Raw genomic sequence first — 25,850 nt, 5'->3', positions numbered from 1 at the left:
CCTTGCGGCGCCAACGGGCGCTGTTACCGAGCCTTTGCATCCTTCGATGGCGGCGCAATCAGGAATTCACCAGAGTTGGCCCATTCGGCCCTCGCGAACTCGACGAGCCCCTGGAACTTCGGCAGATATTCCCGGTCCAGGAGAATCTTTTCGGTGATTGCCGCCGCGAGTGTCACGCCGGCGCTGGAATCCGATGGATAGTGAAGGCCGGCGATTTCGCGATTTCGCGCAACTCTGTCAGCAAGGGCGACGAGCGATTGTCCGATCGTGGTCCTCGTGGGGGCTGCCAGCGTCGGAGCCCTAATGCCGAGCGACTGCGGAAGGACCTCCGTGAGAAGCGCCGCGAAGACGTGAGCCTGGGTGGAGTGACCGCTCGGAAACGATGCGTGTCCGCTGTGCTGGATCGGCGTCAACAGCCCGGGGATTACCTGCGAGGGACGCGGGCGATTGAAATGCGCCTTGTAATGCATCGTGATCAGCGCTGTCAGCGCGTCGGCAACGATCAGCATGCGCGAAGTCGCCGGGTGCGTTGTCGCCGTTGCGGACAGGAGGTGCAGGAATTTGCTGATGAATTCCTCAGCCTCGGACACGATCTCATCGAGCGCGCCGGCGCGCTCATGGATTGTCATGGTCTTCAGTATCTCAATGTCTTTATCAAGATGCCGCTCCCATGGGGTTGGACCCCTGCCGAGTAGTGCAAATCCGCCGAGCCTCTCGAGCCAATCCGCCTTAAGGGCAAGATCGGACATCACGACCCACGCGTACCACCGGGTTGACCAGAGCCTGGTGCCAAAGCCGATGGCATTGAACTTGGCGAGCTCGATTTCGGGGTCGCTAGCGAACGGGAGATCGGCGCGATCGCTGAACATTGCGCCTCCCGATCCGCCGGAGCCGCCATATCCTCCATATCCACCATAGCCTCCATACCCACCATAGCCGCCATACCCTCCATAGCCACCGTAGCCACCGTATCCGCCCGCCATGTGAACCTCCTCCGTTACGATCTGCCTGCCTGTCCTCGTGTTTCAGTGCCTAAGCATGCGCGCCAGCCGTGAGAACGCCGCCTCGATGCGCACCAGGATTGCTTTCGGCCATGGTGATATCGCGATCCATTTCAGATCGATCTCGCCCTCACTCATGAGCGGCTGGGCATAGGCCTGCGCATCGTCAAGGCGTCCGCTCTCCATGAGTGCGGCGATCAGAATGCGCAGGTTCACCTGGTTGTTGGGCAGGAGCGTAGCGACCCGCGTCGCGTGCTCGATGGCCACGTCGAGATCTTCCATCGCAAAGTGTGCCTGGGCCGAAATCATCTCCGCGAACCACGCGTGCCGATCTCTCGGTGATAGGCGCAGATTGATCGCCGCATCGCGAAGTGCGTCCTGGTAGAGTTCGCAGCGAACATGCACGGCGGCCCGGTATGCGAATGCGAGCGCCAGGTTCGGCGTGAGCTCGATCGCGCGGTTGAGCTGCTTGAGTGCGCCGACATGATCGTGTTTGCATTGCGATAAGGTGTAGCCGCTGACGACGTTGGCGAGCGGATCGGCCGAGTTGCGTTCCAGCGCTCGTTCGGCAAGCGCGCGAGCCGTGTCGAGTTCGCTCAATGCATTCGCAGACCATCCGCGCGCCACGCGTTGCATGTGCCAGATGGCGCTGTAGGACAGGGGTGGCGCCCAGGCCGGGTTGAGGACGTGCGCCCGCTCGAAATTGGTTCGCGCCGTGACGAACGTCGTGTAGTCCGGACTGAACATCTGGTCGTAGCCGACCAGTGCCAACTGATAGGCGTCGAGATCGTCTGGTCTTTTCTGCATTGCGCGATGAAGCTCCCGATCGCGAACTTGCGGTGCCAAGGAGCGTATGACCTCGACGGCGATGCGATCCTGCAAGTCGAAGACGTCGGCGGCGGTTCCGCTGAGACGGTCGGCACGAACTACTTCGACCGACTCGGTGGCAACGAGCTCGGTCGAGATCCGGATCTGGTCGCCGGCGCGCTGAATACTTCCATGAAGCAGATATTGCGCATTGAGATCGCGGCCGATCGCGCGCAGATCCAGTGTCTGCAACATCGGGATCATCGTCGAGCCGCGGGAAATGACGAAGAGTTCTTTCAGACTGGACAAGGCTTGAACGACGCTGTCGACGATCCCGATCGTGAATTGAGGCTCCAGATTTGGTGACAATGTGCGGAAGGGGAGAACGGCGACAGATGGACGGCTGGCGGCAAGTCCGCCCGCGCTGGCCGCTTGTGCCACCGGGGAGGATGGAATCGGCCGTGCGACGGTCTCGGGTTGTTGCTGTCGCAAGCTGGCAATCAGATCCTGTGTGAGTTTATGCGGTTCGATGTCGTAGGCATCTTCGAGCTGACGCCAGAGCCGCGCATAGAGCGCGAGCGCCGCGCCGATACTTCCGGCTGCGACGTGGCTCTTGATAAGAACACGCACAGCCCGCTCGTTTTCACAATCCAGCCGGTAGATTGCCTTGGCTGCAGCTTCGCCGGCGGCAGAAACGGCTGTTTGGGCTTCATCTGGCAGCAACCTTGTCAGGGCATCGATCAGCCGTTCGTGGATCAACGGTCGCGTCTCCGCAAGCCAGTCCGAGAATGCCGGATCGATTGCTTCCAGGTCGTCGAGAATAATATCGGTCAGGCGTTCGTGCGCGAGCAGGAGTGGATGGACGATACCGTGCTCGGCATCCGAGACGATCTCCGTCACGTCACACGCCACCTGTTCGAGCTCAAGTGCCACGTTGAGCTGATCGGCATGAAAATGCTTGCAGCCGCGAGCCTTCAGTTCGCGCTGGATCTGACTCAGCGATTGGCGCAGCGAACCCTTCGCGAGCGGATCTTCCTTCTCGCTCCAGAGCAGCCCGACCAACTTGGTTCTCGGCAACTGCCTTGAGGAGGAGAGCATCATATAGCCGAGAAGTGCTTGCGCCTTTCGGCTGAGATCGAGCTCGTGTCCGTCCACGGACGCAGAAAATGTTCCGATAATATTCAGTCTCAGACGGCCGTTTTCGCCTTTGCCAACCGCCTTATCGCCGTCGACCCCAGACATCCCGTCCCATCTCCCGTCGACATCATCGACGCCAGTGTAGGAGGGCAGATTCCGGGACGCCAGACTTGGTGGCATGCAGGCCAGCGGTTCGCGCGGTCCGCGAAGCCAACGATATGTCGGCCCGGGAGTACAGCCCGTCGGATCTGGCAAACGTCCTGAATGGTACATCTTGGGTTGCGACGCGGTCAATGGTTGCGAAATAGCCGAAATGCAGTCTTTGGGCGCGGCGAGGTTGCTCCCCCATTTCGAGCCGACCAGCGTGAAATGATCGTGAACGGGGCTCCTCGGTCGCCGGTTGTGCCTGTGCCGGGGAAAGAGGGGCAGTCGGTTCGACCTGTTCGCGAGGGTTCGCCGACATGCCGCGGTACGTGGCACGAGGTCGGGTAGGGGCGGACGATCGCCGCTGCCGGTATCGGTTGGGGGGCTAGCCCGGCGGTCCGTCGCAGTGACGTCCTGAACTCGCATCGAATTCACGCGCCTTTCACGATCAGCGTCGAGGATCGCGCGACTTGGCCAAGGGGAGACGGGTCATGCCTGTCCTGCTGAGACACACCTTCAAGGCCTGGATCGACCGTGCGCCGGGTGCGCCGCCCAGGCTGATCATGACCGGTGACGTGCGGGTGCCGACTAATGGCTGGCGCGCCCGGCTGACCAAACGCTCTCCGCAGGGCATCAATCCGAAGATACTGATCCTGGACGTGAAGGCGCAGGAGCTGGGCAGCGAAGCACGGGAAGAGATCACCACGATCCCGCTCCGCTACGAGGAGAGCCCACCCCAGGACGACTACGGTCAGGTGATGATCGCAAACGGCAAGGGCGAAATCGTCGTTCGCATCGGGGGCTCCCGGCTAGGTGAGACTCAGATGATGCTCCCTCCGCCATGGCGGAGCCACATCTCCTGAAACAGGAGGACTCGCCATGATGCTCGATAGCGCCGGGAAATGGATCATAGCGTTGGCCTTCGGCGCCGTGATGGTCTGGATGTACTCGTGGTCCCGCTTCGACGAACCGAGTTGCGATAGCCAGCCGGAATATTTTTCGCGCTACAAGCCTCGATTCTTCACCTCCTACGCACGGTACGCCCGGGCCAAGTGGGCACATGTCGGGGCGATGATCGTCATCTACGTGGCATTTTCGCTCGTTCCCGAACTCTTCAACACCATTACCGCCATCGCAGCGAAAGGCGATCCGTCAAAGACGATCGAAGGGCTTCCGTTGGCGGCTGCCCTGGCGCTGGTTGTGCTCCAGAACGTACAGGGCCTTAAGGAGCTGGAGCGGCGAATTCGCGGATCCCTGCATTCCGTCGCGCGCATACCAGACTGCGTGCGCCGAACTGTCGCGCAAATGCGCAGCTCACCGTTCACTTTCGAACACGGCGCTGACCAGTGCCTGACAAGAAAACTCCTTTTGCAGTCCGGCACGGCGAACCAGCTGCCGTTCTACGCCAGGTGCCGGACCAATGGCGGACTGAGCAGGCAAACGCCAAAGCGACTGAGAGAGAGCGGCGGTGGTCTGAATCGCCCTGCCATTTGCGCAACGAGAAGGGCGTTGCCATCGTCCTCCAGGGCCCGAAGGCGGGAATGGAAATCACCGCAAACCTCAGCGCGATCACGATCTCGCTGAAGTGAGGCGGATGGGAATCGGGAGAGAGGTCTCAGAGGACGCCAGAGCGCAACCTCAACGGCGGAGATAGGACGGCATGGGCCATTTGGCTCCGGCCAGGGGACGTGATAGGCGGTGGAAACGCTCAACTCGGGGGGAGGTCGAGCACTTGAGGCATTCCGCGTCGCCGTTACACTCTGCTCGAAATTTTCGGAGAAAAAAATGCTCAAAGTTGGACTTCTCGGCGCCGGCCGAATCGGGGCTGTCCATGCCAAGGCCATCTCGTCACATCCGGGGAGCCGGCTCGTGGCGGTCTCCGACGTCAATGCCGATGCGGCCTCGATGCTCGCCGCCAAATACGGCGCCAGGGCATCCAGCAATCATGAAATACTCGATGACGTCTCCATCGACGCCGTTCTCGTCGCCACTTCAACGAACACGCATTCGGATCTGATCGAAGCGGCGACCAGGGCCGGCAAAGCGGTTCTATGCGAAAAGCCCGTTGATTTGAGCCTCGCGCGAGCTCGAGCATGCCTGAAGGCGGTGGGCGCAACCGGACGTCCCGTGATGATCGGGTTCAATCGTCGCTTCGATCCGAACTTCGCTGCGCTCAAGGCCGCGGCGGACCGCGGTGAGATCGGCAAGACCGAACTCCTGTCGATCACGTCTTTCGATCCGGCTCCGCCGCCGATCCCCTACGTAAAGGTGTCGGGCGGCCTGTTCCGCGACATGATGATCCATGATTTCGATATGGCGAATTTCATCATGGGTGAGCTTCCGAAGACTGTCTATGCATCAGGAAGCTCCATCGTCGATCCGGATATCGGCGCAGCCGGCGATGTCGATACGGCGGTCGTGACGCTGACTTACGGCAATGGCCGCATCGCGGTGATCAAGAATAGCCGTCGTGCAGTTTACGGTTACGATCAGCGTGTTGAATTGCTTGGTTCTGATGGGCTGTTGTCGGCCGCAAATGTTCTGGAGAACACCGTCTCTAAATCCACAAGAGGGGGCGTGACCAGCGCCAAACCGGAGCTCTTCTTCCTCGAACGCTACATGCGGGCATACGTCGCCGAGTGGGATGCGTTTGTTTCGGCGGTGATTGACAACAAGGCCGTGCCCATCACGCTGCAAGATGGCGTCGACGCTCTGGCCGTCGCGGAAGCTGCAACGGCATCGCTCAAGGCCGGAACTCCGGTGCCCATCTGACGAGGTGGGTTGAAGATATGCGCGGTGGCAGATTTCGGACGTTTGCCACGCCCTAAATCTCACCGGTGCCTTGCGTAGGCATTTTCGATTGGCAGTTGCGGGAAATGGCACGGGAGCAGGCTGCATGAGTACGATTCGGCTGACAGCGGCACAGGCCATGGTGAAATGGCTTTCCTCGCAGATGACGGAAGATGGCCAGCGTTTCGTCGATGGTGTTTGGGCAATTTTTGGCCACGGCAATGTCGCCGGCCTCGGCGAGGCGCTTCAGAAGGCGGGCAACAGCTTGCCAACCTGGCGCGGCCAGAACGAACAGACGATGGCACATGCTGCGATTGCTTACGCCAAGGCCAATAAGCGCCGACGAATACAGGCCGTCACGTCCTCCATCGGGCCTGGCGCGACCAACATGGTCACCGCGGCGGCGCTCGCCCATGTGAACCGACTACCGATACTTTTCATTCCCGGCGACATGTTCGCCAATCGTAGGCCCGATCCTGTGCTGCAGCAGGTCGAGGATTTCGACGACGCTACCGTGTCGGCCAATGATTGCTTCCGTCCTGTAAGTCGTTACTTCGACCGCATCATGCGACCCGAGCAATTGCTTTCGGCGCTGCCGCGGGCGCTGCGCGTGATGGTCGATCCGGCGAGTTGCGGCCCGGTGACGCTCTCCTTCTGCCAGGACGTGCAGGCGGAGGCTTATGATTGGCCCGACGCTTTTTTCGAACCCAAGGTCTGGCGCATCCGTAGGCCGCCCCCGATCGCCGCGATCTTGAGGACGTGGCGGTTCTGATCCGCACGGCCAAGAGTCCGGTGATTGTGGCCGGTGGTGGCGTGATTTACAGCGATGCGGAGCAGGAACTCGCCGATTTCGCGACCCGTCATGCGATCCCGGTGATCGAAACCCAGGCTGGCAAGTCCGCACTGGCACAGGACCACCCAATGAACTTCGGCGCTGCCGGCGTCGACGGTTCTGCCGCCGCCAACGCACTTGCACGCAAGGCGGACCTGGTTATCGGCATCGGCACGCGTTTTCAGGATTTTACGACCGGCTCATGGTCGCTCTTCGAAGCGAAGGATCGCCGACTAGTCTCCATCAACGTGCAGGGTTACGACGCAGACAAGCACGGCGCGGCTGGTCTCGTCGCCGATGCAAGGGTTGCTCTCGTTGCGTTGAGCGAAGTCCTCGGCGGGCATCGCGCTCCGGCGCTCGATGCGGGGTCGCGAACCGAATGGCTTGCCGCCGTCAATCGCCACTGCGCAGCGCCAAAGGGCGAGGGGCTGCCCACGGATGCGCAGGTCATCGGCGCCGTGCAGCGCGCGACCGGTGAAAACGCCATTGCGATGTGCGCGGCCGGCACCATGCCCGGGGCGCTCAAGCTTCTCTGGCAGCCAAGCCAGGGTGGCTATCACATGGAGTACGGCTATTCCTGCATGGGTTACGAGATCGCCGGCGCCATGGGCCTGAAACTCGCGCGTCCAGAGCGGGAGGTGATCTGCTTCGTTGGCGATGGCTCCTACATGATGGCCAATTCGGAGCTCGCGACCGCGGTCATGCGCAAGGTGCCATTTACCGTCGTGCTCACCGATAACAGCGGCTTTGGCTGCATCAACCGCCTTCAGCAGGCAAGCGGCGGTGAGCCGTTCAACAACCTCTACCGGGATTGCAACGTCGAACAGCAACCTCGGATCGACTTCGTCGCCCATGCCGCATCCATGGGCGCGGTCGCGGTCAAGGCGAAGGACATTGGCGATCTAGAAAGGCAGATCGGCGCGGCGCGCGGGCGCGACGTTCCTACCGTCATCGTCATTGAAACCGACCCGACCGATGGCCCCGGCTTCGGCGATGCCGGGCACTGGTGGGACGTCGCCGTTCCGCAGGTGGGCTCCACCGACAAGTTGAAAGAAGCTTACGCGCGCTACCTCGAAGTTGCGGCAAAGCAGAGACTCGTGAACTGAGGGCAAGACATGATCCGCTTCGGCACCAATCCCATCGCCTGGGCCAACGATGACGACCAGACGCTCGGCGCTGATATCCCGACTGAGCAGATCCTGCGCGAGGCCGCCGAGATCGGTTTTGATGGCATCGAAAACGGACACCGCTGGCCGGACGATCCGGCAGCGCTAAAGCAGTTGCTCGGCTCTCATGGTCTGGCCTTCGTATCCGGCTGGTATTCCCTCAATCTGCTTGCGCAGTCCGTTGAGTACGAGAAGAGGGCAATCCAGCGGCATCTCGACAAGCTGAAATACAACGGTTGCACGGTCTGCATTGCCTGCGAGACGTCGAACAGCATTCAGGGACATCAGAAGCCGCTGTCCCAAAGCCCAGTCCTGTCGCCAGCCGACATGAAGGCCTTTGGCGCCAAAGTCGAGGCGCTCTCGGTCTACACAGCTTCGCAGGGCATCAGCCTCGTCTACCATCACCACATGGGGACTGTGGTCGAAACACCCGAGGAGATAGACGCCTTCATGGCAGCGACCGGTCCTGCGACGCGGCTGCTCTTCGATGCCGGACACTGCTATTTCGGCGGAAACGGTCGGGACCCTGCGCCGGTCCTGGCAAAGCATGTCGACCGGGTCAGCCACTTCCACGCCAAGAACGTACGGCCCGCAGTCATGCAGCAGGTCCGAACAGGTGGCATGTCCTTCATGGACGGCGTACGCGCCGGCGTCTTCACCGTTCCGGGTGATGACGAGGGCGGCGTCGATTTCGCGCCGCTCCTGAGGATACTCAAGGCGGCCGGCTATGATGGATGGATCGTCATCGAGGCTGAGCAGGACCCGGCGATCCGTAATCCCTTCAAATACCAGTCACTCGGCCTGAAAACCCTCAAGGCCGCGGCCGTCGAAGCCGGCCTCGTCTGACGGGTCTGGCTGGGGAACCTGGATATAACTCGCGCCCTTCCTGGTTCGGGGACCAACTGGTACGCGGCCGTGGAGGTGCCCCGGTCGTTGCATCACGTGCTCGGCGAGAAGCGCTTAGTGCGTTCGCTGAAGTCCGACGACATCCGGCGTATCGGTGAGCGAATTGCACGGAGCTGTGTGGCGTGAGGTGCACATCGTATCACCTTCGGACGCGTCAGAAGGCTAGTAGCGCTGTGACTTCATCGAACGTCACCCATCAAACCATGAGATGATGGTGGTTGCCAATTGTAAGGGCAAAGGTCGTTCAATACAGGGGAGCTGTTGCAAGAGCGGACTGCCCAACGGGAAACGCGAAGCCACATTTTGCTGTCATGTCTTCAACAAGCTTTGCAAACCAAGGCGCAGCGGTTGGACTCACATAGACCTGCTCAATCAGTGACGATAGGTCGATCTCGATGGATAAGCCTGACGCCCCAATCCTACGCTTGTACGGTTGAGCTTCGGGAGTTCCTAGCCACTCCCAAAAAACAGCCCTCAGTTCTCGTTCATGGGAAAACGAGATGCGCTTGTGCATTATGTAGTTTAGCGCTTGGTATCCTGGAAAGGACTGCTTGTCGTAGTCGATATAGTTGACCTCACCGATGAATACGCTTTGCGGAAGGCAACTTCGGAGCCGACGATACGTAGAACGCACGCAAACTGACTCGTTGGTTGTAGAATAGAGCTTCCACATCGCCGCTGATTCGAATTCACTCATGTGCCAACAATTGATCAAATACTGTTGAACCGAATCCTTCCTCATTGTTCGCATCTGATCAAAGAAATCGTCGGGCACATCCTTCCAAAGTTCAAGCGATGGGTCTGTCGTGCGGTTGGTCCGGATGTATTCGCGTTCCAAAACTAAAGGCTTGGGAGCTGATCCCTCAAATGGGTCATCGAATGAAGTTGCTCTCGGAAAAAAGAGGGCGCGGCTATTCAGCATGGACAGAAACTTAGCGAGATCCATGTACCTCCAAATTGGAATGTTTTTGTTCGTGGGCAATTTGAAAGATTCGTGTTCGGTCTCCTCTAGGTCAGACATTCTGCGGCCCTCCTCCAATCCAACCCCGACAAATCCACCGGAGCCTCTATCCGTGCCATCGCAAAAGGCTTAATGGAGAAACCTTTGCCACAATCGTGGCCAACGCTATCCTTGTTGGCATGCGCAGGTCGTAAACATGATCCGCGCGACCTAGCGCGTCGCGGGCTTCTCGATCAGTTTCTTCAAGCTTTCCCGAGCGGGCTTACTATATCCATCACCGCCGCCCGAGAGTTGCTCTCCCTCGGCAGGAGATGGTGGAGACTGCGGCAGTTGCTTCATGTCAAAGGCGATGCGGGTGACCTTCCATTCCACGCCCGAGAAAGACATGACGAACTTGATAGGTGGCGTTGTCTCATTGGGATGCTGGAGCGCGAAATGGAATTGGGTCGGGGAGAGAAACCTCACCTCTCGTATCCATTCGATATCGGCCCGCTCGGGATTGGGACGCTTCTTGTATAACTCTATCGCAGTACGTCCGTTGACGAGTCCGTCGATCAGCTTTTCAATCAAGGTCGCGCCGAGAGTCGTGCCCAGCACCCCACCGAGCGTGGCAAGCTTGCTATCGTTCGCATCCGTTTTCGTGAGGCTGTCAAGAACCACGTAACTTAAGGCGTCCTTCCTGAGGCTTTCGTGCACTCGTCCCCAGTCCACCATCGCGTCCAATGCAAGTTGGTCCCCGCTCTTGAGGGCAGAGTCGATACGCCAGAGCGCGAGAAACGGATAGGCGAAATAGACCAACAAGAGCAGGACGAGAAGTCCGATCATCGTAAGTACACGGCGCATGGGTACGCTTTCTAGGGGGCAACTCCCGAGCGATGTCTTCCACAGGTTCTACTGGTGAATCTTGCGAACTGGCAACGTTGGCGACGAATGGGTGGGGTTCGGGAAAGTGCGTTAGGGGCAGCAGCGTTGGGTACGTCAGTTACCCAGCGCAATAAGATGCAATCATTTCAAAATTTTAGGTGCAAACTACGAAGCTGGCTGGGGAACCTGGATTCGAACCAAGACAAACAGAGTCAGAGTCTGTTGTGCTACCGTTACACCATTCCCCAACGGAATTGCCGAACGAAATCAATATCTTATTGATGTGATCGGCGTCGGCCGGCGGCGCTTTTGGCGCAAATCACGGCTCGGGCGTGGAGGGGTTTCTACCCGCTCGCCCCCAGCCTTGCAAGCGTCGCGGTGGGCGGGATTTTTGCGGTCCATGGGGCAGGGCGGATGTCCGCCCGAGCGACGACGGCCAGCGCTTCAGCGACGGTTTGCCTCAGCTCCAAACCGTAAGCCGACGTCGGGCCCACGCCGCCTGCATCGTCCTTGGTGCGAGACATGACCCCAAGGAGATCCCTATGCCCTATGTCGATGGTTTCGTGCTGGCCGTTCCCAAGGACAAGATCGATGCCTACAAGGCGCTCGCGCGCAAGGCCTGCGATGTCTGGATGGAGTACGGCGCGCTCGACTATGTCGAGTGCATCGGCGACGACGTTCCCTATGGCGACCTGACCTCCTTTCCGCGCGCCGTGATGGCCGCCGAGAATGAAGTCGTGGTGTTTTCCTGGATCGTCTACCGCGACCGCGCGAGTCGCGACGCCATCAACAAGAAGGTGATGGATGACCCGCGCCTGAAGGGAGGCGACATGCCGTTCGACGGCAAGCGCATGATCTTTGGCGGCTTCGACACGTTCCTCCAGGCGCGTGCGTCGTAGCGTGACGGCGCGGGTCGATCTTCCACGCCGTCATTGCGAGCCAACGGGTCCGCGCAAAGCGCGCTACTTGATCTTGTCGTAGGCCGCCGCGAAATCGGTCAGCGGCATCGGAATGGCGATCGTCTCCTTGGACATGTTCTGGAAGGAGACTTTCAACTGCTTGCCCGACTTCAGGCTCGCGAGCAGGTCCGCCGAGATCGGCGTCGAGGCGTAGCAGCCGCGGTTCTCGCAGGTCTGGACCTGGAGATCGATCGCCTTGCCCTCGTCGACCTGGAGTTTTGCGCCAGCCGGCAGGTTGAGCCCGAGCGGCAACTGGACCAGCGCGACGGGCACGCGGGTGTCGGCGGGGACGCGGATGTTGATGAGCACGATGAGCTGCCCGGTCTTGGTCAGCACCGCATTCTGCTCGATCGCGCATTCGAGCGGCGCGTCGCGGCTGACGCTGGAGCAGCGCGCGGCCCAGCCCGGCTGCGGTGCGGGCGCCTCGCCCTGTTGCTGCGGGGCCGGGGCGGCCGTCGCGGCCGGCGCGGGCGCCGCCTTCTGCTTCGCACCCTGCTGGGCGTGCGCGGCTCCGCTCACGAGCAGGACGGCCGCTATGAGAGCTGCAGATTTGGATCGCATGTGCATGGACTGAATGTTGATTGCGGGAATGACTGCGGGATCGTCGCCACCTTACTCGGCGGCTTCCTTGACTGTGCGGTGCTCGGGCGTCTCGTGGCTTTCGCCGTCACCCGAACGGCCCCAGCCCGAGAACCAGTTGTTGAGCTTGTCGAGATAGAGATAAACCACCGGCGTCGTGAACAGCGTCAGCGCCTGGCTGACGATTAGGCCGCCGACCATGGCGTAGCCGAGCGGCTGGCGGATTTCCGCGCCGGTGCCGTGACCGAGCATCAGCGGCACGCCGCCGAGCAGCGCGGCCATCGTCGTCATCATGATCGGGCGGAAGCGCAGGATCGCCGCCTGACGGATCGATTCTTCCGGCGATTTGTGCTCGTCGCGTTCGGCGGCGATGGCGAAGTCGACCATCATGATGCCGTTCTTCTTCACGATGCCGATCAACAGGATGATGCCGATCAATGCGATCAGGCTGAAGTCGAAGCCCGCCGCCATCAGGATCGCGAGCGCGCCGACACCGGCCGAGGGCAGCGTCGAGAGAATCGTGATCGGGTGGATGTAGCTCTCATAGAGGATGCCGAGGATCAGATAGACCACGACCAGCGCGGCCAGGATCAACAGCGGTACGGTGCCGAGCGACTGCTGGAACGCCTGCGCGGTGCCCTGGAAGCTCGAATTGAGCGTGGCCGGCGCGCCGAGATCGGCCATCGCCTTCTGCACAGCCTCGGTGGCTTGGCCGAGGGCGACGCCCTGCGCGAGGTTGAAGCTGATGGTGATCGCCGGGAATTGACCCTGGTGGCTGATCGAGAGCGGGCGCACCGGATCGGTCGTCCAGGTCGCGAACGTCGACAGTGGGACCTGTTCGCCGGTCAGCGGCGACTTCACGTAGAGCTTGTTCAGCGTGTCGAGATTGCCCTGCAGCTCGGGCAGGATCTCCAGGATGATCTTGTAGGTGTTGAGCTGGGTGAAATACTGCGTGACCTGACGCTGGCCGAAGGCGTCGTAGAGCGTGTCGTCGATCACCTGCGGCTGGATGCCGTAGCGCGCGGCGGTGTCGCGGTTGATCCTGAGCTGCAGCGTCGTGCCCTGGGTCTGCTGGTCGGTGGCGACGTCGCGCAATTGCGGCAGCGTCTGCATCTTGGCCAGTATCTTCGGTGCCCACTCGTTGAGCTCGGCGAGATCCGAATCCTGGAGCGTGAATTCGAACTGGGTGCGGGTCGGACGGCCGCCGAGGCGGACGTCCTGCGCGGCCTGCATGAAGAGGCGGGCGCCTTCGACCTTCTCGAGCTTGGGACGCAGCCGTGCAATGATCTGCTGCGCGGAGGCCTCGCGCTCATTGCGCGGCTTCAGGGTGATGAACAGATTGCCGTTGTTGCCGGCACGGCCGCTGCCGCCGATCGCCATCGCGACGGTGGCGACATCAGGATCGGCCATCACGATCTTGCCGAGCTCCTCCTGCCGCTTCTGCATCGCCGCAAAAGAGATGTCTTGCGAAGCCTCGGCGGTCGCGGTGATCAGGCCGTTGTCCTGCTGGGGGAAGAAGCCCTTGGGGATCAGGACGAAGAGGTAGACCGACAGGGCGAGCGTCGCAAAGAAGATGAGCAGCGTGGTGCGCCGCCAGCTCAGCGCGATGTCGAGGACATATTCATAGCCGCGCAGCATCGCGTCGAAGCCGCGTTCGCTCCATGCATAGAAGCGGCCATGCCTGACCTCGCCATGGGCGCGCAGGAAGCGCGAGGCCATCATCGGGGTCAGGGTGAGGGAGACGATCATCGAGACGAAGATGGTCATCGCCAGCACGACAGCGAATTCGCGGAACAGGCGCCCGATGATGCCGCCCATCAGGAGCAGCGGAATCAGCACAGCCACCAGCGACACGCTGATGGAGACGATCGTGAAACCGATTTCCTTGGCGCCCTTGTAGGCGGCGGCCATCGGCGATTCGCCCTGTTCGACATAGCGCGTGATGTTTTCGAGCATGACGATGGCATCGTCGACCACGAAACCAACCGCGATCGTGAGTGCCATCAGCGACAGATTGTCCAGCGTATAGCCGACGAGCCACATCAGGGCGCAGGCGCCGAGCAGCGCGAGCGGTACGGTCACCGTCGGAATCACGGTCGCCCAGAAGCTGCGCAGGAAGATGAAGATCACCATGACCACGAGCAAGATGGTCAGCAGCAGCGTGAACTGGACGTCCTCGACCGCGGCGCGGATGGTCTGGGTGCGGTCGCTGATCAGCTCGATCTTGATCGCGGGCGGGATAGCGGCCACCAGCCGGGGCAGGGTGGCTTTGATCCGGTCGACGGTCTCGATGACGTTGGCGCCGGGCTGCTTGAAGATCACCAGGAAGACGCCGCGCTTGCCATTGGCCCAGGCCGCCTGCTTGGCGTCCTCGGGGCCGGTGACCGCCTGACCGATGTCGCGGATGCGCAAGGGGCCGCCGTTGCGGTAGGCGATGATGACGTCGTTCCAGTCCTTGGACTGGGTGAGCTGGTCGTTGGCGTAGATCGTGTAGGCCCGCCGCTCGCCATCGATATTACCCTTGGGGCTGTCGACGGTGGTGATGGCGATCTGGCTGCGCACGTCCTCCAGCGACAGGCCCTTGGCGACGAGCTTGGCCGGATCGACCTGAACGCGGATGGCCGGCTTCTGCTGGCCGCCGATGAAGACCTGCGCCACGCCTGAGATCTGGCTGATCTGCTGCGCGAGCTGGGCGTCCACGGCGTCGCTGACGCTGGTCAGCGGCAGCGTTTCCGAGGTGGCCGACAGCAACAGGATCGGCGAGTCCGCCGGGTTGACCTTGCGATAGGTCGGCGGCGACGGCAGGTTCTTCGGCAACTGGCCGCTGGCCGCGTTGATCGCGCCCTGAACGTCGTTGGCTGCGCCGTCGATGTTGCGGTTGAGGTCGAACTGAATGGTGATCGACGCGGTGCCCAGATAGCTCGTCGAGGTCATCTGGGCGATGCCGGGAATCTGGGCGAACTGGCGCTCGAGCGGTTGCGCCACCGAGGAGGCCATGGTCTCGGGACTGCCGCCGGGCAGGTTCGCGGTGATCTGGATGGTCGGGAAGTCGACCTGGGGCAGGGGCGCGACGGGCAGCAGCGGGTAGGCAACCAGACCGACAAAGAGGATGCCGGCCATCAGCAGCGAGGTGCCGATGGGATAGCGAATGAAAGGTGCCGAAATTCCGCCGCCGTTCATTCCTGTCGGACCTTGCTCTGCCCCGGTTCGGAGCTTGCGACCGCCGTCGAGACGAGGCTGCCGGGCTGCACCCGGAACTGACCGCCCGTGATCACCTGTTGTCCCGGACTAAGCCCTTCCTCGATCACCGAGCGGCCGTCGATGGAGTAACTGACCTTGACCTTGCGAAGCTCGGCCTTGTTCTCCTGATTGACGGTATAGGCATAGAGACCGTTGGTCGAATGCTGGACCGCGTCATCCGGGACCACGACCGCATCCTTGATCGTTCGCATCAAGAGCCGCGTCGATACCGACTGGCCCGGCCACAAATTGCGGTCCTTGTTGTCGAACACCGCCTTGAGCCGAATAGTCCCGCTTGTCGTGTCGACCTGATTGTTGACGACGGCGAGCTGGCCCTCGGCGAGCGTCTTCTTGCCGTCGGTGGTCAAGGCGATGACCTTGAGCGGAGCGATCTTCTGGGCCTCGCTGATATAGGGCAACTGGTCCTCGGGCGCCGTGAAGATCACCGCAATGGGCTCGATCTGCGCGATGGTCACCATCGCCGTCTGGCTGGAAGCATTGACGATGTTGCCGATATCGACCTGGCGCAGACCGGCGACGCCGGCGATCGGCGCCGTGATCTGGGTGTAGTCGAGCTGGGTCTGGGCGTTTGTGATGGCGGCTTCGTCGGCCGCGATCTGGGCGGTGAGCTGGGCGACGGTCGAGCGCTGGGTATCGACCCGCTGCGCGGTCGCGAATTCGCCGAGCTTCATGGCGCGCTGGAGCTCGAGATTGGCGTTGGCGAGATTCGCCTCGTCCTGCGCCTTCTTGGCCTTGGCCTGGTCGAGCGCGGCCTGATAGGGCCGGGGATCGATCGATACCAGAAGCTCGCCCTGCTTGACGATCTGGCCTTCGGTAAAGGCGATCTTGTCGATCTGGCCGTCGACCCGGGTCCGGACCTGGACGGTGTTGAAGCCTTGGACGGTGCCGAGTCCGGTCAGATAGACCGGGAAATCAGTCTTCTGGACCGGCGCCACGCTGACCGGCACCGCGGGTGCCCGGGGCGGACCCTTTTGCGCGGTCTGGGTCTTTGCCGCTTCAGGGGAGAGGAACCGCTGCCAGCCAAAATAGCCCGCCAGGGCCACGGCTGCGATGATCAAAATCCAGAGGATCGGCCGTGACTTCTTCATGTCGGCTTCGTATTGGCTCGCCTGCCCAAAGGGATAATATTATGGCTTTGAAAGCGTTCAGCGCGAGCTTGTATAATACACGCCAAGTTCCAGTGTAAACAGCACTATCAGTTGAGAATCCTAAACAATTGGAAAGCTTTGCGGCCATTCCGGAAGCCCCTCCGGAAGGGCACCGCGGCGCGCGGATCGATCAGCGTGCATAAGCTTTGGGATGCCCGCTGACCGAGCATGGCAGAGGTCGCGCGGATCGCCCTGTCGCGAACGGTTCTAAATTGCAGGACCGGCGTTTCGGTTGTCAGGGGATTAGGCGTCGTCCATATCAGCGCCCGCAAATTGGGGAGCGCATGATGGACGAACTGAACGGCAAGATGATCGCGTGTCAGATTCTGATCACGGGACTGATCGCGCGCGTCGCCAACGAGCAGCGCGATCCTCTCGCTTTTCTCACCGACTTCCGCGACGAGATCAGGGCCGTCGTCAACGGCGTCAACATCGCGGGCCTCGACAACAGCGATCGCGTGCGATCGGTGGCGCGGCAGACCGTTGACGAGTTGTTTTCGCTGATGAAGCCGCCGAGCAGCGATTGACCGGCCGCGAATAGGCCGCGCGTAGCAGAGCGCTGTTTTGCAGGAAGTTTAGAACGCTTACAAACGACAGTTTAGAACAGTTTCAAACTCCATTTTAGAATCGTTTTGATCTGGATCGATTCAAGAGTAATCGCAGCCCCTTTGCGTTGACCCGACTTTTTGCGGCCGATAACCAACGCGCAACGCTCGTTGCCAGTGGGACGCACGAGCGACTTGAAAATTGGGGCGTGTTGAAATGGGGCAGGCAGTTGCACCGAAGTCGCTGCGTTCGATCGCGACGTTCGAATTGGCGGATGAAAAGTTTGATGTGGGGTCCGCAAAGGCCGTATCGGCAGTCGCCGGCCTGATCGCAGTAGCATCGTTCTCGGGCGCTGCGGAGGCGCAGCAATCGAATCTGCCGCCTGTTGCAGTCGACGCACCGGTCGAACGTCCGCGTCCCGCTGCCTCAAAGCCGTCTGCGGAGCAGATTCGCGCGCGCAACGCGCTCCGGCGCGCCGCCCAGCGTCAGCAGACGACGCAGGCGCCGGTGCCGTTCCCCAACGCCGGCGGCTTGCCGGCCGATCGCAATCCGTATGCCGATCCGGTTGCGCCCTACAAGGTCGATCGCGTGCAGGCTTCGGGAAAGTTTCCCGAGCCGCTGCTCAACACGCCGAAGACCATCACCGTGCTCAGCAAGGAAGTGCTGGCGGACAAGAACATCACCTCGCTGAAGGAAGTCGGGCGCTCCACCGCCGGCGTGACGCTGGGCTCGGGTGAGGGCGGCAACGCGTTCGGCGACCGCTTCTTCATCCGCGGCTTCGACGCGCGCAACGACGTGTTCATCGACGGCATTCGCGATCCGGCGGTCAGCATTCGCGAAAACTTCTTCACCGAGCAGATCGAGATTCTGCGCGGCCCGGCCTCATCCTATGCGGGCCGCGGCACTGCCGGCGGCGCCATCAACATCGTGACCAAGCAGGCGGCCGACTACAATTTCACCAATGCCGAGACCACGTTCGGTACCGATAGGACCAAGCGCGTCACGATCGACACCAACCAGGTGATCAATCCGACCTTCTCGGTGCGCACCGGCGGCATGTTCCAGGATGCCAACGTGGCGGGGCGCAACTACGTCACCGACAATCGCTGGGGCACCTTCATCTCCACGAAGTACTCGCCGACCACCGACTTCAAGCTCACCACCAACTACGTCCACACCGACCTCAGCGGCCTGCCTGATTTCGGCGTGCCCTACTACAAGCAGGGCAACGTGCCCGTCACCGAGGCCGGCATCCCGCGCCAGAACTGGTACGGCTTCATTAACCGCGACTGGCAGACCGCGCGCCAGGATTTCGGCACGCTCACGCTCGAGTACAAGCCCACCGACAACATCACCCTGACCAGCCGGACCCGCGGCGAGCACTCGCTGCTGGCCTATATCGGCACGCTGCCGCAGTCGCCCATCACGACGAATCCCGATCCGACGAAATGGACGTTCACCGCGAGCGCGCAGAGCCGCAACCAGTACGTCGACGTCTGGGCGAACCAGGAAGACGCCACGTTCAAGTTCAATACCGGATCGGTCAAGCACACCGCCGTGGTCGGTCTGGAAGTCTCCAACGAACGCGTCGGGATCGACCGCTACACCGGGCTGGCGTCGGAATTCAACGGATCGGGCGCGTTCTCGAGCAACGGTGCGTTGTCGGGCCAGTCGATCTATGCGCCGAGCTATACGTTCATTCCGTTCACCACCGTGCCGTCGCTGACCGGCAATCCCACCCGGTACAATGTCGACAGCAAAGCGCTGTATGTCCTTGATACCGCGAACTGGGAGGACAAGATCATCGTCAATGGCGGCCTGCGCTATGACGGATATGACATGACCGGGTGGAACAATACGCTATCGAGCAGGGTCAATTCGGACTTCATCAATTACAACGGCGGCATTGTCTTCAAGCCGGTACCGATCGGAAGCCTTTATGCTGCCTACGCAACCTCGACAAATCCGTTCGGCTCCGAACTCGACGGTACGAGCACCGACTATGGTGCAGTCGTTCTAGGCGGCACAATCCTCGGGCCCGAGCGCAACAAGGCCGCCGAAGTCGGCACCAAGTGGGAGTTGTTCGATCGCCACCTGCTGGTGAGCGGTGCGCTGTTCCAGACCGACAAGGACAATGCCCGTGAGACGGTGCCCATCAACGGTGTGAACACGCTGACGTCGGGGGCGGCCTACCGAATCCGGGGCATCGACATCGAGGCCAGCGGCAATCTCACCGATCGCTGGAGCATGTTCGGCGGCATCGTGCTGATGCAGTCGCAGGTGACGAAGAGCCTCGTCCCGTCCAATATCGGCCTGCCGCTGGCCAACGTCGCCCATCAGTCGTTCAGCTTGCTCTCCAAGTACAAGTTCGATGGCGACTGGGAACTTGGCGGCCAGGCGGTGTTCCGCTCCAAGGTGTTCGGCGGCACGTTCGGCGCCAACACCGGTACGCTGATTCCGAGCTACTGGCGCTTCGATGCGTTCCTCGAGAAGAAGATCGACCAGCACTGGGCGATCAAGTTCTACGCGCAGAACCTCACCAACAAGCTGTACTACGACACGCTCTATCGCAGCGCGACGCCGTTCGTCGCGGTCGCGCCGGGGCGGGCGTTCTACGTCGTCACCACCGCGAAGTTCTGATCATGCTGACCTGCGTGCCCGGCGTCCTGAGCAAACAAGATGTGGCGGAGTTCCGCCGCATCATGGATGCGAGCGAGTGGGAGGACGGCCGTTCCACGGCCGGCGCGCAGTCGGCCATGGTCAAACGGAACGAGCAGTTGCCGCCCGATGGCGAGGTCGCGCGAAAACTCGGCAATCGCATCATCTCGGCGCTGACGTCGAACCCGCAGTTCCTGTCGGCGGCGATCCCGCTGCAGATCTTCCCGCCGCTGTTCAACCGCTACGTGGCGAGCGGCGGGCACCATTTCGGCCTCCATGTCGACAATGCGATCCGCGGTGACCGGCTGACCGGCCTTCGCATCCGCACGGACCTCTCGGTCACGCTGTTCCTGGCGGAGCCGGAGGAGTACGACGGTGGCGAACTTGTGATCGAGGACACCTACGGTTCGCACGAAGTGAAGTTGCCGGCCGGCGACTGCGTGCTTTATCCCTCGACCAGCCTGCACCTCGTCACGCCGGTGACGCGGGGCGCAAGGGTCGCGTCTTTCTTCTGGTTGCAGAGCATGATACGGGATGACCAAGCCCGCAGCCTGATCTTCGACCTCGACACCGCCATTCAGGCGCTGGCGGGGCGTCTTGGACGCGACGACCCCGAAACGGTCAAATTGACGGGTATCTATCACAACCTCATTCGCACCTGGGCCGAAGTATGAAGTCGATTTTCCTCCGAGCGAGCCTTGTCGCAGCCATCACGCTGGCAGCCGCGTGGCTGGCGCAGCCGGTTGCGGCGCAGCAGCAGACGACGGCTCCGGCCTCGCCGCCGGTGACCTCGCAGCCGGTGGCCAATCCGGCGCCGGCGCCTGCGGCGTCTCCGGCTCCGACCGTCGCCGCGTCAGCGGTTCCGGCGGCTGAAGCGACATCGGTGAAATCGAGTACGGCGCCCCTTATGAAGGAGCTGTCGCCCTGGTCGATGTTCATGTCGGCGGACGTCGTCGTGAAGGCCGTTATGATCGGGCTCGCCTTCGCTTCGCTCGTGACCTGGACCGTCTTCATTGCGAAGTCGATCGAGCTGTCGATCATGCAGCGCAAGCTGCGTTCGGCGCTGAAGAAGATCGCGGAGTCGAGGTCGCTCGCGGAGGCGCAGTTTGCGCTCGGCACCAAGGAGGGCATTCTGCCGTCCTTGCTCGCGGCCGCCATGCGCGAGGCGCGGATGTCGGCGGGCATCTCCAGCGATGCCGGCATCAAGGAACGCGCGGCCTCGAGCTTTGCCGAGATCGTGCGCGCGGAGTCGCGACGCATCCGCATCGGCATGGGCGTGCTTGCGACCATCGGCGCGACGTCGCCCTTCGTCGGCCTGTTCGGCACCGTCTGGGGCATCATGAACAGCTTCATCGGCATCTCGAAGTCGCAGACGACGAACCTCGCGGTCGTTGCGCCTGGCATCGCCGAAGCCTTGCTCGCCACCGCAATCGGTCTCGTCGCGGCGATCCCGGCCGTCATCATCTACAATCACTTCTCGCGCCTGACGAAGGGCTATCTCGAGCTCGTCAATCGTGCCTCGGGCGTGTCGGCGCGCCTGTTGTCGAGGGATCTCGACCGCAGTCATGGTAGCGTGCATTCGCGCGCGGCGGCGGAGTAGGCGATGGGCGCTTCGATCGCCGACAACGATCTCGACGACGATGCGGACTTCGCAGAGACGCACGAGATCAACGTCACGCCCTTCATCGACGTCATGCTGGTGCTGCTGATCATCTTCATGGTCGCCGCACCGCTCTCGACCGTCGATCTGCCCGTGGACCTGCCGACCTCCAGCGCGACGCCGCAGAAGAAGCCGGACAAGCCGACCTATGTCAGCATCAAGTCCGATCTGACGCTGGCGATCGGCGAGGATACGGTCCGGCGCGCCGAGCTGGTCACCGCGCTCGACGGTCTGGCTGACATGACCAAGGACAAATACGTCTTCCTGCGCGCCGACAAGTCTGTGCCCTATGGCGAGTTGATGGGCGTCATGGAGATTCTGCGTTCGGGGGGCTATTCTAAGGTCAAGCTGGTCACTCTCGAAGGAGTTCCGGGAGGGGCTCCGACGGCCCCGGCGGCGGAAGCCGCAAAGCCCTAGAGAACGTGCTGTCATGACCGACCTCGACCACGAGTCAAAGGCACCCAAGCGGCTATGGATCGCCGCCGCCGTGGTCGCACTTGGGCTGCATCTCGGGGGTGCGGCGCTCGCGATCGCCCATTTGCCGTCCAATGATGGCAACGAAGGTCTCGGAGCGAGCGGCGCCGAGTTCGCCGTCGAGATGGCGTCACCCAAGGTGGTCGATTACGACCTGCCGCCCGGACCCGACACCGAGGCCGCGCAGGAATCGCCGCAACTGACCGAGCAGAAGGCGGAGGTGAAGGAAACCGAGCTTCCGAAGGATCGGCCGAACGAGGCGGAGGATCCGGACCGGATCGTCACCCAGAACGACTCCAAGAAGCCGCAGGAGGAGGAGCCGAAGGTCGCGGCGATCGAGACCCCGGCCTCGGACGAGTCCCATGCGCAGCTCGAGACGGCGCGGCAATCGCTCGACGAGGATGCGCGCGAGTCCGACAAGGCCAAGGCGCCGGTGATCGGGATCGGCAAGGACGCGTTGCAGCTCACCGCCGAATGGGGCCGCAAGATCAGCGCCTACTTCCAGCAGCACCTGCGCTATCCCAAGGAGAAGAAAGGCAAGGCGACGGTGACCGTGAGCGTGGTCCTCAACCGCCGCGGCAATATCGTTTCGGTCGAGATCGCGGAATCCTCCGGCGATCAGGCCTACGACCGCGAGGCGATCTCGATGGTCCGGCGCTCCGACCCGGTGCCCCAGCCGCCGGCCGCCCTGACCGAGGAGACCTTCAGCTTCCGCCTGCCGGTGATCTTCAGGGACGAGCAGAAGAAAAAGAACGGTTGAGCGGCGGGTGCTCGCTCCCGCGGGCTATTTCCAGAGCATGCGGATCGCGACGTAGACCACGACCAGGCAGGCAAAAATCAGCGCCACCGGAAGCGGCCGCTTCCCGGAACTCCCGATCGAGGTGCCCGCGAACCGGTTCGACGTCTTGGCCTTCGGCTTGGGCGCCGGCCGCCGGAAGGCGGTAACATTGTCCGTCACCGGCTCGCTGGTCCGCGGGCGGACGTCGGGCGGGGTTCCGCCGCCGCCCATCTCGGCATAGTAGGCCTTGTAGACCTCGGTGATCGTCGCCTCGGTCGCGTCGTCCTCGCCCATCTGTTCCAGCAGCGTCTTGTAGCCGGAGAGGAAATTCTGGGCTTCTGGAGGTAATGCCGAAAAGCCGTTGAGCTTCGCCATCATCTTCCAGGTGGCAAAATCGGCGCGGGCGCGGGTGTCGGCCCGTCGCGCGATCAGCATGTCGGCAGCTTTGACCAAGTTGGCCTCGGGCCCTTCGGGTTTGGCGTCGAAATCCAGTCTCTTCAACTACGCATTGCCGGTCATGAGGAGAACCATCTGAATCACATATCCGGTCAACGTTCGTAGTATTGCAGAAATAACATCAAGATTTAGACCGAACTGGGAACCCGCCAGCGGCAGCAGGATCAGGAGCCCGATCAGGATCAGCATTCCGAACGGCTCGAGCCGCGCCAGCGGCAGGGCAAGCGATCGGGGCAAGAGGCCGACCGCAACCCGTCCGCCGTCGAGCGGCGGTATCGGCATCATGTTGAAGACCGCCAGCACCGCGTTGATCACGAGCGCGTTCTTGAGATTGTCGGCGATCCATTTTGCCGAAGTCGCCGGCGCGAAGGGCAGGGCGTGGAAGGCGAGAGCGACCGCGAGCGCCAGCAGGATGTTGGTGGCGGGACCGGCGAGCGCCACCCAGACCATGTCGAGCTTGGGATTGTTGAGGTTGCGGAAATTGACCGGCACCGGCTTGGCGTAGCCGAACAGGAACGGCGAATGCGCGAACAGCAGCATCGCCGGCAGCAGCACGGTGCCGAAGGGGTCGATATGCCGCAGGGGATTGAAGCTGACACGGCCGAGCTGCCAGGCTGTGTTGTCGCCGAGTTGATGCGCCACAAAGCCGTGCGCGGCCTCGTGGAAGGTGATGGCAATCACCAGCGGCAAGACCCAGACGGACAGATCGTAAAGGGTGATATTCACGCGATAAGGATTCCCGGACGCCGGCACCTTAGCACGGCCCGGTCACGAGGGAATGGTCGTCGGGTGCTGCGGCAGGCCGTCGTCGAACTTCAGCCACTCGAGCTTTTCCTGCACCCAGATGTGCTCGGAGGGTGCAAAGGCGTTGCGGTCGTCGAAGGTTGCCAGCGCAACACCGGCGGCGGAGCCATCGCGCCGCCAGGAGAACAGCCGCGTGCCGCATTGCTTGCAGAACACGCGGTCGATGCGCTCCGACGTCGGATAGCGGCCGGTCTCGCCCTCGACGGTCAGCGCCGTCTGCGGGAACAGCGCGCGGGCGAAGAACGGCGAGCCCATCGCCTTCTGGCAGTTGCGGCAATGGCAGACGCGGACGTTGAGCGGCTCACCTTGCGCCTTGTACCTGACGGCACCGCACAGACATCCGCCTTCACTGATCATGACGCCCTCAATAGGTGGCGCGGCCGCCGGAAATGTCGAACACGGCGCCGGTTGAAAAGCCGCAATCCTCGGACGACAGCCATGCGACCATCGCGGCGAGTTCCTCGACCAGCACGAAGCGGCCCTTCGGAATCTTCGACAGCATGAAGTCGATGTGCTGCTGCGTGAGCTGCTCGAAGATCGCGGTCTTCGCCGCGGCCGGCGTCACCGCGTTGACCAGGATGTCGTGCTGGGCGAGCTCCTTGCCGAGCGATTTCGTCAGCGCGATCAAGCCGGCCTTTGACGCCGAGTAATGCGCCGCATTCGGATTGCCTTCCTTGCCGGCGATGGAGGCGATGTTCACGATGCGCCCGTATTTCTGCTTCAGCATGACGGGTACGATCGCCTTGCAGCAGATGAACGGGCCGTCGAGATTGATGCGCAGCACCTTGCGCCATTCCTCGAGATCGGTCTCCCAAACGGTCTTGTTGATGCCGGCGATGCCGGCATTGTTGACGAGGATGTCGATCTTGCCGAAGGCGGCCAGCGTCGCATCGCGCGCCTGCTCGACCGCCGCAGTGTCGCTGACGTCGACCTTGACCGCGCGGATGTCACCGCCGATTTCCTTCGCCGTCTTCTCGGCAAGCGCGGTATCAAAATCCCAGATCGCGACCTTGGCACCCGAGGCGACGAAACGTTCGGCGATGGCGCGGCCAAAACCTTGGGCTCCGCCGGTGACGACCGCCGCGCGACCGTTGAGATCGATCTTGTTCATGGCCTTCGATCCCTTCGCGTCAGAGCATGTAGCCGCCGTCAACGACGAGGTCGACGCCTGTGGTGAACGCGCTTTCGTCGCTCGCCAGGTAAATGGCCATGTTGGCGATTTCGTCCGCGGTGCCCAGCCGGCCCATCTTCTGGCGGGAGATGAACATCTCCTTGCCCTGCGGTCCCTGGGCGGCGGCGCGGTCGAGCATCGAGGGCGTCTCCACGGTGCCGGGGCAGATGCTGTTGCAGCGGATGCCCTTGGTAATGAAGTCGAGCGCGACCGCGCGCGAGAGCAGCGAAACGGCTGCCTTTGAGGAGCTGTAGACATAGCGGTTGGCCGGCGGCCGCAGCGCCGCGCAGGACGAGATGTTGACGATGCTGCCACCGCCGCCCGCGATCATCGCCGGCAGAAACGCCTTGATGGTCCGGTGCATGGATTTGACGTTGAGGTCGAACGAAAAATCAAAATCCTCTTCCGAGCACTCCAGGATGGTGCCGTGGTGCACGAAGCCGGCCGCGTTGAGCAGGATGTCGATCTTGCCGATGCGCTTGGCGAAGGCGTTGACATCGGCGGTGCTGCGAACGTCGAGCTTTGCCGTCTCGGCGATACCTTCCTTGGCGAGCGCGGCGATTCCGCCTTCATTGATATCGGTGGCGATCACCGTCGCGCCTTCACGCGCGAATGCGATTGCGCACGCGCGCCCGATGCCCGCCGCAGCCGCGGTAACGACGGCGCGCTTTCCCTTGAGGCGATCTGCCATTTTCTTGTTCTCCTTTGAATTGCTGTCGTCATTTCGGGATGCGCCGTAAGGCGCAGG

The 25,850-nt window shown here is 62.1% G+C and carries 23 protein-coding genes, 1 tRNA gene and 1 pseudogene; 12 read left to right on the top strand and 13 right to left on the bottom strand.

Annotation, left to right across the window (positions count from 1 at the left end):
* Positions 1-23: 23 nt before the first annotated feature.
* Together KUF59_RS26365 and KUF59_RS26360 are read right to left on the bottom strand one after the other, a co-directional pair.
* Positions 24-983, bottom strand: coding sequence for a phosphatase PAP2 family protein (locus KUF59_RS26365; RefSeq protein WP_212459018.1), 960 nt, complete (start codon positions 981-983; stop codon positions 24-26).
* 42 nt (positions 984-1,025) lie between these two features.
* Positions 1,026-3,050 (bottom strand): BTAD domain-containing putative transcriptional regulator, encoded by a 2,025-nt coding sequence (locus KUF59_RS26360; protein ID WP_212459017.1) that lies wholly within the window; start codon positions 3,048-3,050, stop codon positions 1,026-1,028.
* A 530-nt stretch (positions 3,051-3,580) separates the two neighbouring features.
* Here KUF59_RS26360 and KUF59_RS26355 point away from each other — a divergent pair.
* From KUF59_RS26355 to iolE, 5 genes and pseudogenes are all read left to right on the top strand, one after another.
* Positions 3,581-3,952 carry a hypothetical protein gene (locus KUF59_RS26355; RefSeq protein WP_212459016.1) on the top strand — a complete coding sequence of 124 codons (372 nt, stop codon included), beginning with the start codon at positions 3,581-3,583 and terminating at the stop codon, positions 3,950-3,952.
* Between the two features lie 16 nt (positions 3,953-3,968).
* Positions 3,969-4,673 (top strand): hypothetical protein, encoded by a 705-nt coding sequence (locus tag KUF59_RS26350; protein WP_212459015.1) that lies wholly within the window; start codon positions 3,969-3,971, stop codon positions 4,671-4,673.
* Between the two features lie 201 nt (positions 4,674-4,874).
* Complete coding sequence (gene iolG / locus KUF59_RS26345; protein WP_212459014.1) at positions 4,875-5,861, top strand: inositol 2-dehydrogenase; 987 nt, start codon at positions 4,875-4,877, stop codon at positions 5,859-5,861.
* Positions 5,862-5,985: 124 nt separating this feature from the next.
* A pseudogene (gene iolD / locus KUF59_RS26340) lies at positions 5,986-7,817 on the top strand (3D-(3,5/4)-trihydroxycyclohexane-1,2-dione acylhydrolase (decyclizing)).
* Between the two features lie 9 nt (positions 7,818-7,826).
* Positions 7,827-8,723: a myo-inosose-2 dehydratase gene (gene iolE, locus KUF59_RS26335; RefSeq protein ID WP_212459012.1), complete on the top strand. Its 897-nt coding sequence runs from the start codon at positions 7,827-7,829 to the stop codon at positions 8,721-8,723.
* Between the two features lie 304 nt (positions 8,724-9,027).
* Here iolE and KUF59_RS26330 read toward each other — a convergent pair whose 3' ends face one another.
* The 3 genes from KUF59_RS26330 to KUF59_RS26320 form a co-directional block, all read right to left on the bottom strand.
* Complete coding sequence (locus tag KUF59_RS26330; RefSeq protein WP_212459011.1) at positions 9,028-9,804, bottom strand: hypothetical protein; 777 nt, start codon at positions 9,802-9,804, stop codon at positions 9,028-9,030.
* Positions 9,805-9,954: 150 nt separating this feature from the next.
* Positions 9,955-10,587 (bottom strand): DUF2939 domain-containing protein, encoded by a 633-nt coding sequence (locus KUF59_RS26325; RefSeq protein WP_249140398.1) that lies wholly within the window; start codon positions 10,585-10,587, stop codon positions 9,955-9,957.
* 195 nt (positions 10,588-10,782) lie between these two features.
* Positions 10,783-10,856, bottom strand: a tRNA-Gln gene (locus KUF59_RS26320).
* Positions 10,857-11,150: 294 nt separating this feature from the next.
* Between KUF59_RS26320 and KUF59_RS26315 the strand changes: the two genes are divergently transcribed.
* A complete protein-coding gene (locus tag KUF59_RS26315; protein ID WP_212459010.1) occupies positions 11,151-11,507 on the top strand; it encodes a DUF1428 domain-containing protein in 357 nt (118 codons plus the stop codon).
* A 63-nt stretch (positions 11,508-11,570) separates the two neighbouring features.
* Here the strand turns inward: KUF59_RS26315 and KUF59_RS26310 are convergent, their stop codons facing one another.
* Genes KUF59_RS26310 through KUF59_RS26300 form a run of 3 tightly spaced genes read right to left on the bottom strand, consistent with a single transcriptional unit; the run spans position 11,571 to position 16,495 of the window.
* Positions 11,571-12,128 carry an invasion associated locus B family protein gene (locus KUF59_RS26310; protein WP_408918033.1) on the bottom strand — a complete coding sequence of 186 codons (558 nt, stop codon included), beginning with the start codon at positions 12,126-12,128 and terminating at the stop codon, positions 11,571-11,573.
* A 51-nt stretch (positions 12,129-12,179) separates the two neighbouring features.
* On the bottom strand, positions 12,180-15,326 hold the full coding sequence (locus tag KUF59_RS26305; protein WP_212459008.1) for a multidrug efflux RND transporter permease subunit: 3,147 nt from the start codon (positions 15,324-15,326) through the stop codon (positions 12,180-12,182).
* Complete coding sequence (locus KUF59_RS26300) at positions 15,323-16,495, bottom strand: efflux RND transporter periplasmic adaptor subunit (RefSeq protein ID WP_212459007.1); 1,173 nt, start codon at positions 16,493-16,495, stop codon at positions 15,323-15,325. Before KUF59_RS26300 ends, KUF59_RS26305 begins: the two co-directional genes overlap by 4 nt.
* A gap of 347 nt (positions 16,496-16,842) precedes the next feature.
* Here KUF59_RS26300 and KUF59_RS26295 point away from each other — a divergent pair, with 347 nt between their 5' ends.
* From KUF59_RS26295 to tolA, 6 genes are all read left to right on the top strand, one after another.
* Entirely contained in the window at positions 16,843-17,082 is a 240-nt protein-coding gene (locus KUF59_RS26295) for a hypothetical protein (protein ID WP_140977170.1), read from the top strand.
* A gap of 235 nt (positions 17,083-17,317) precedes the next feature.
* Complete coding sequence (locus KUF59_RS26290) at positions 17,318-19,741, top strand: TonB-dependent receptor (protein WP_212459006.1); 2,424 nt, start codon at positions 17,318-17,320, stop codon at positions 19,739-19,741.
* Between the two features lie 2 nt (positions 19,742-19,743).
* Positions 19,744-20,433, top strand: a complete 690-nt coding sequence (locus KUF59_RS26285; protein WP_212459005.1) for a Fe2+-dependent dioxygenase — start codon at positions 19,744-19,746, stop codon at positions 20,431-20,433.
* A complete protein-coding gene (gene exbB, locus KUF59_RS26280) occupies positions 20,430-21,359 on the top strand; it encodes a tonB-system energizer ExbB (RefSeq protein ID WP_212459004.1) in 930 nt (309 codons plus the stop codon). The genes KUF59_RS26285 and exbB overlap by 4 nt, the downstream gene beginning before the upstream one ends.
* Before the next feature lie 3 nt (positions 21,360-21,362).
* Positions 21,363-21,836 carry a TonB system transport protein ExbD gene (gene exbD / locus KUF59_RS26275; RefSeq protein WP_212459003.1) on the top strand — a complete coding sequence of 158 codons (474 nt, stop codon included), beginning with the start codon at positions 21,363-21,365 and terminating at the stop codon, positions 21,834-21,836.
* A gap of 13 nt (positions 21,837-21,849) precedes the next feature.
* Entirely contained in the window at positions 21,850-22,653 is an 804-nt protein-coding gene (gene tolA, locus KUF59_RS26270) for a cell envelope integrity protein TolA (protein ID WP_212459002.1), read from the top strand.
* A 24-nt stretch (positions 22,654-22,677) separates the two neighbouring features.
* Here the strand turns inward: tolA and KUF59_RS26265 are convergent, their stop codons facing one another.
* The 5 genes from KUF59_RS26265 to KUF59_RS26245 form a co-directional block, all read right to left on the bottom strand.
* Positions 22,678-23,106, bottom strand: coding sequence for a hypothetical protein (locus tag KUF59_RS26265; protein ID WP_212459293.1), 429 nt, complete (start codon positions 23,104-23,106; stop codon positions 22,678-22,680).
* A gap of 66 nt (positions 23,107-23,172) precedes the next feature.
* Entirely contained in the window at positions 23,173-23,853 is a 681-nt protein-coding gene (locus KUF59_RS26260) for a site-2 protease family protein (RefSeq protein ID WP_212459001.1), read from the bottom strand.
* 42 nt (positions 23,854-23,895) lie between these two features.
* Complete coding sequence (locus KUF59_RS26255; RefSeq protein ID WP_212459000.1) at positions 23,896-24,288, bottom strand: GFA family protein; 393 nt, start codon at positions 24,286-24,288, stop codon at positions 23,896-23,898.
* Between the two features lie 7 nt (positions 24,289-24,295).
* Positions 24,296-25,042, bottom strand: coding sequence for an SDR family NAD(P)-dependent oxidoreductase (locus KUF59_RS26250; RefSeq protein ID WP_212458999.1), 747 nt, complete (start codon positions 25,040-25,042; stop codon positions 24,296-24,298).
* 19 nt (positions 25,043-25,061) lie between these two features.
* A complete protein-coding gene (locus tag KUF59_RS26245; RefSeq protein ID WP_212458998.1) occupies positions 25,062-25,793 on the bottom strand; it encodes an SDR family oxidoreductase in 732 nt (243 codons plus the stop codon).
* Positions 25,794-25,850 lie beyond the last annotated feature (57 nt).

Origin of the sequence: Bradyrhizobium arachidis, assembly GCF_024758505.1 — a bacterium.
GTDB classification, from domain to species: domain Bacteria; phylum Pseudomonadota; class Alphaproteobacteria; order Rhizobiales; family Xanthobacteraceae; genus Bradyrhizobium; species Bradyrhizobium manausense_C.
This window is presented reverse-complemented; position numbering and strand designations above follow the sequence as displayed.

Excerpts from the sequence above, each read along its gene's own strand:
- KUF59_RS26365 (WP_212459018.1), bottom strand. The coding sequence starts at position 983 with ATGGCGGGCGGATACGGTGGCTACGGTGGCTATGGAGGGTATGGCGGC.
- KUF59_RS26360 (WP_212459017.1), bottom strand. The coding sequence starts at position 3,050 with ATGTCTGGGGTCGACGGCGATAAGGCGGTTGGCAAAGGCGAAAACGGC.
- KUF59_RS26355 (WP_212459016.1), top strand. The coding sequence starts at position 3,581 with ATGCCTGTCCTGCTGAGACACACCTTCAAGGCCTGGATCGACCGTGCG.
- KUF59_RS26350 (WP_212459015.1), top strand. The coding sequence starts at position 3,969 with ATGATGCTCGATAGCGCCGGGAAATGGATCATAGCGTTGGCCTTCGGC.
- iolG (WP_212459014.1), top strand. The coding sequence starts at position 4,875 with ATGCTCAAAGTTGGACTTCTCGGCGCCGGCCGAATCGGGGCTGTCCAT.
- iolE (WP_212459012.1), top strand. The coding sequence starts at position 7,827 with ATGATCCGCTTCGGCACCAATCCCATCGCCTGGGCCAACGATGACGAC.
- KUF59_RS26330 (WP_212459011.1), bottom strand. The coding sequence starts at position 9,804 with ATGTCTGACCTAGAGGAGACCGAACACGAATCTTTCAAATTGCCCACG.
- KUF59_RS26325 (WP_249140398.1), bottom strand. The coding sequence starts at position 10,587 with ATGCGCCGTGTACTTACGATGATCGGACTTCTCGTCCTGCTCTTGTTG.
- KUF59_RS26315 (WP_212459010.1), top strand. The coding sequence starts at position 11,151 with ATGCCCTATGTCGATGGTTTCGTGCTGGCCGTTCCCAAGGACAAGATC.
- KUF59_RS26310 (WP_408918033.1), bottom strand. The coding sequence starts at position 12,128 with ATGCGATCCAAATCTGCAGCTCTCATAGCGGCCGTCCTGCTCGTGAGC.
- KUF59_RS26305 (WP_212459008.1), bottom strand. The coding sequence starts at position 15,326 with ATGAACGGCGGCGGAATTTCGGCACCTTTCATTCGCTATCCCATCGGC.
- KUF59_RS26300 (WP_212459007.1), bottom strand. The coding sequence starts at position 16,495 with ATGAAGAAGTCACGGCCGATCCTCTGGATTTTGATCATCGCAGCCGTG.
- KUF59_RS26295 (WP_140977170.1), top strand. The coding sequence starts at position 16,843 with ATGGACGAACTGAACGGCAAGATGATCGCGTGTCAGATTCTGATCACG.
- KUF59_RS26290 (WP_212459006.1), top strand. The coding sequence starts at position 17,318 with ATGGGGCAGGCAGTTGCACCGAAGTCGCTGCGTTCGATCGCGACGTTC.
- KUF59_RS26285 (WP_212459005.1), top strand. The coding sequence starts at position 19,744 with ATGCTGACCTGCGTGCCCGGCGTCCTGAGCAAACAAGATGTGGCGGAG.
- exbB (WP_212459004.1), top strand. The coding sequence starts at position 20,430 with ATGAAGTCGATTTTCCTCCGAGCGAGCCTTGTCGCAGCCATCACGCTG.
- exbD (WP_212459003.1), top strand. The coding sequence starts at position 21,363 with ATGGGCGCTTCGATCGCCGACAACGATCTCGACGACGATGCGGACTTC.
- tolA (WP_212459002.1), top strand. The coding sequence starts at position 21,850 with ATGACCGACCTCGACCACGAGTCAAAGGCACCCAAGCGGCTATGGATC.
- KUF59_RS26265 (WP_212459293.1), bottom strand. The coding sequence starts at position 23,106 with ATGCTGATCGCGCGACGGGCCGACACCCGCGCCCGCGCCGATTTTGCC.
- KUF59_RS26255 (WP_212459000.1), bottom strand. The coding sequence starts at position 24,288 with ATGATCAGTGAAGGCGGATGTCTGTGCGGTGCCGTCAGGTACAAGGCG.
- KUF59_RS26250 (WP_212458999.1), bottom strand. The coding sequence starts at position 25,042 with ATGAACAAGATCGATCTCAACGGTCGCGCGGCGGTCGTCACCGGCGGA.
- KUF59_RS26245 (WP_212458998.1), bottom strand. The coding sequence starts at position 25,793 with ATGGCAGATCGCCTCAAGGGAAAGCGCGCCGTCGTTACCGCGGCTGCG.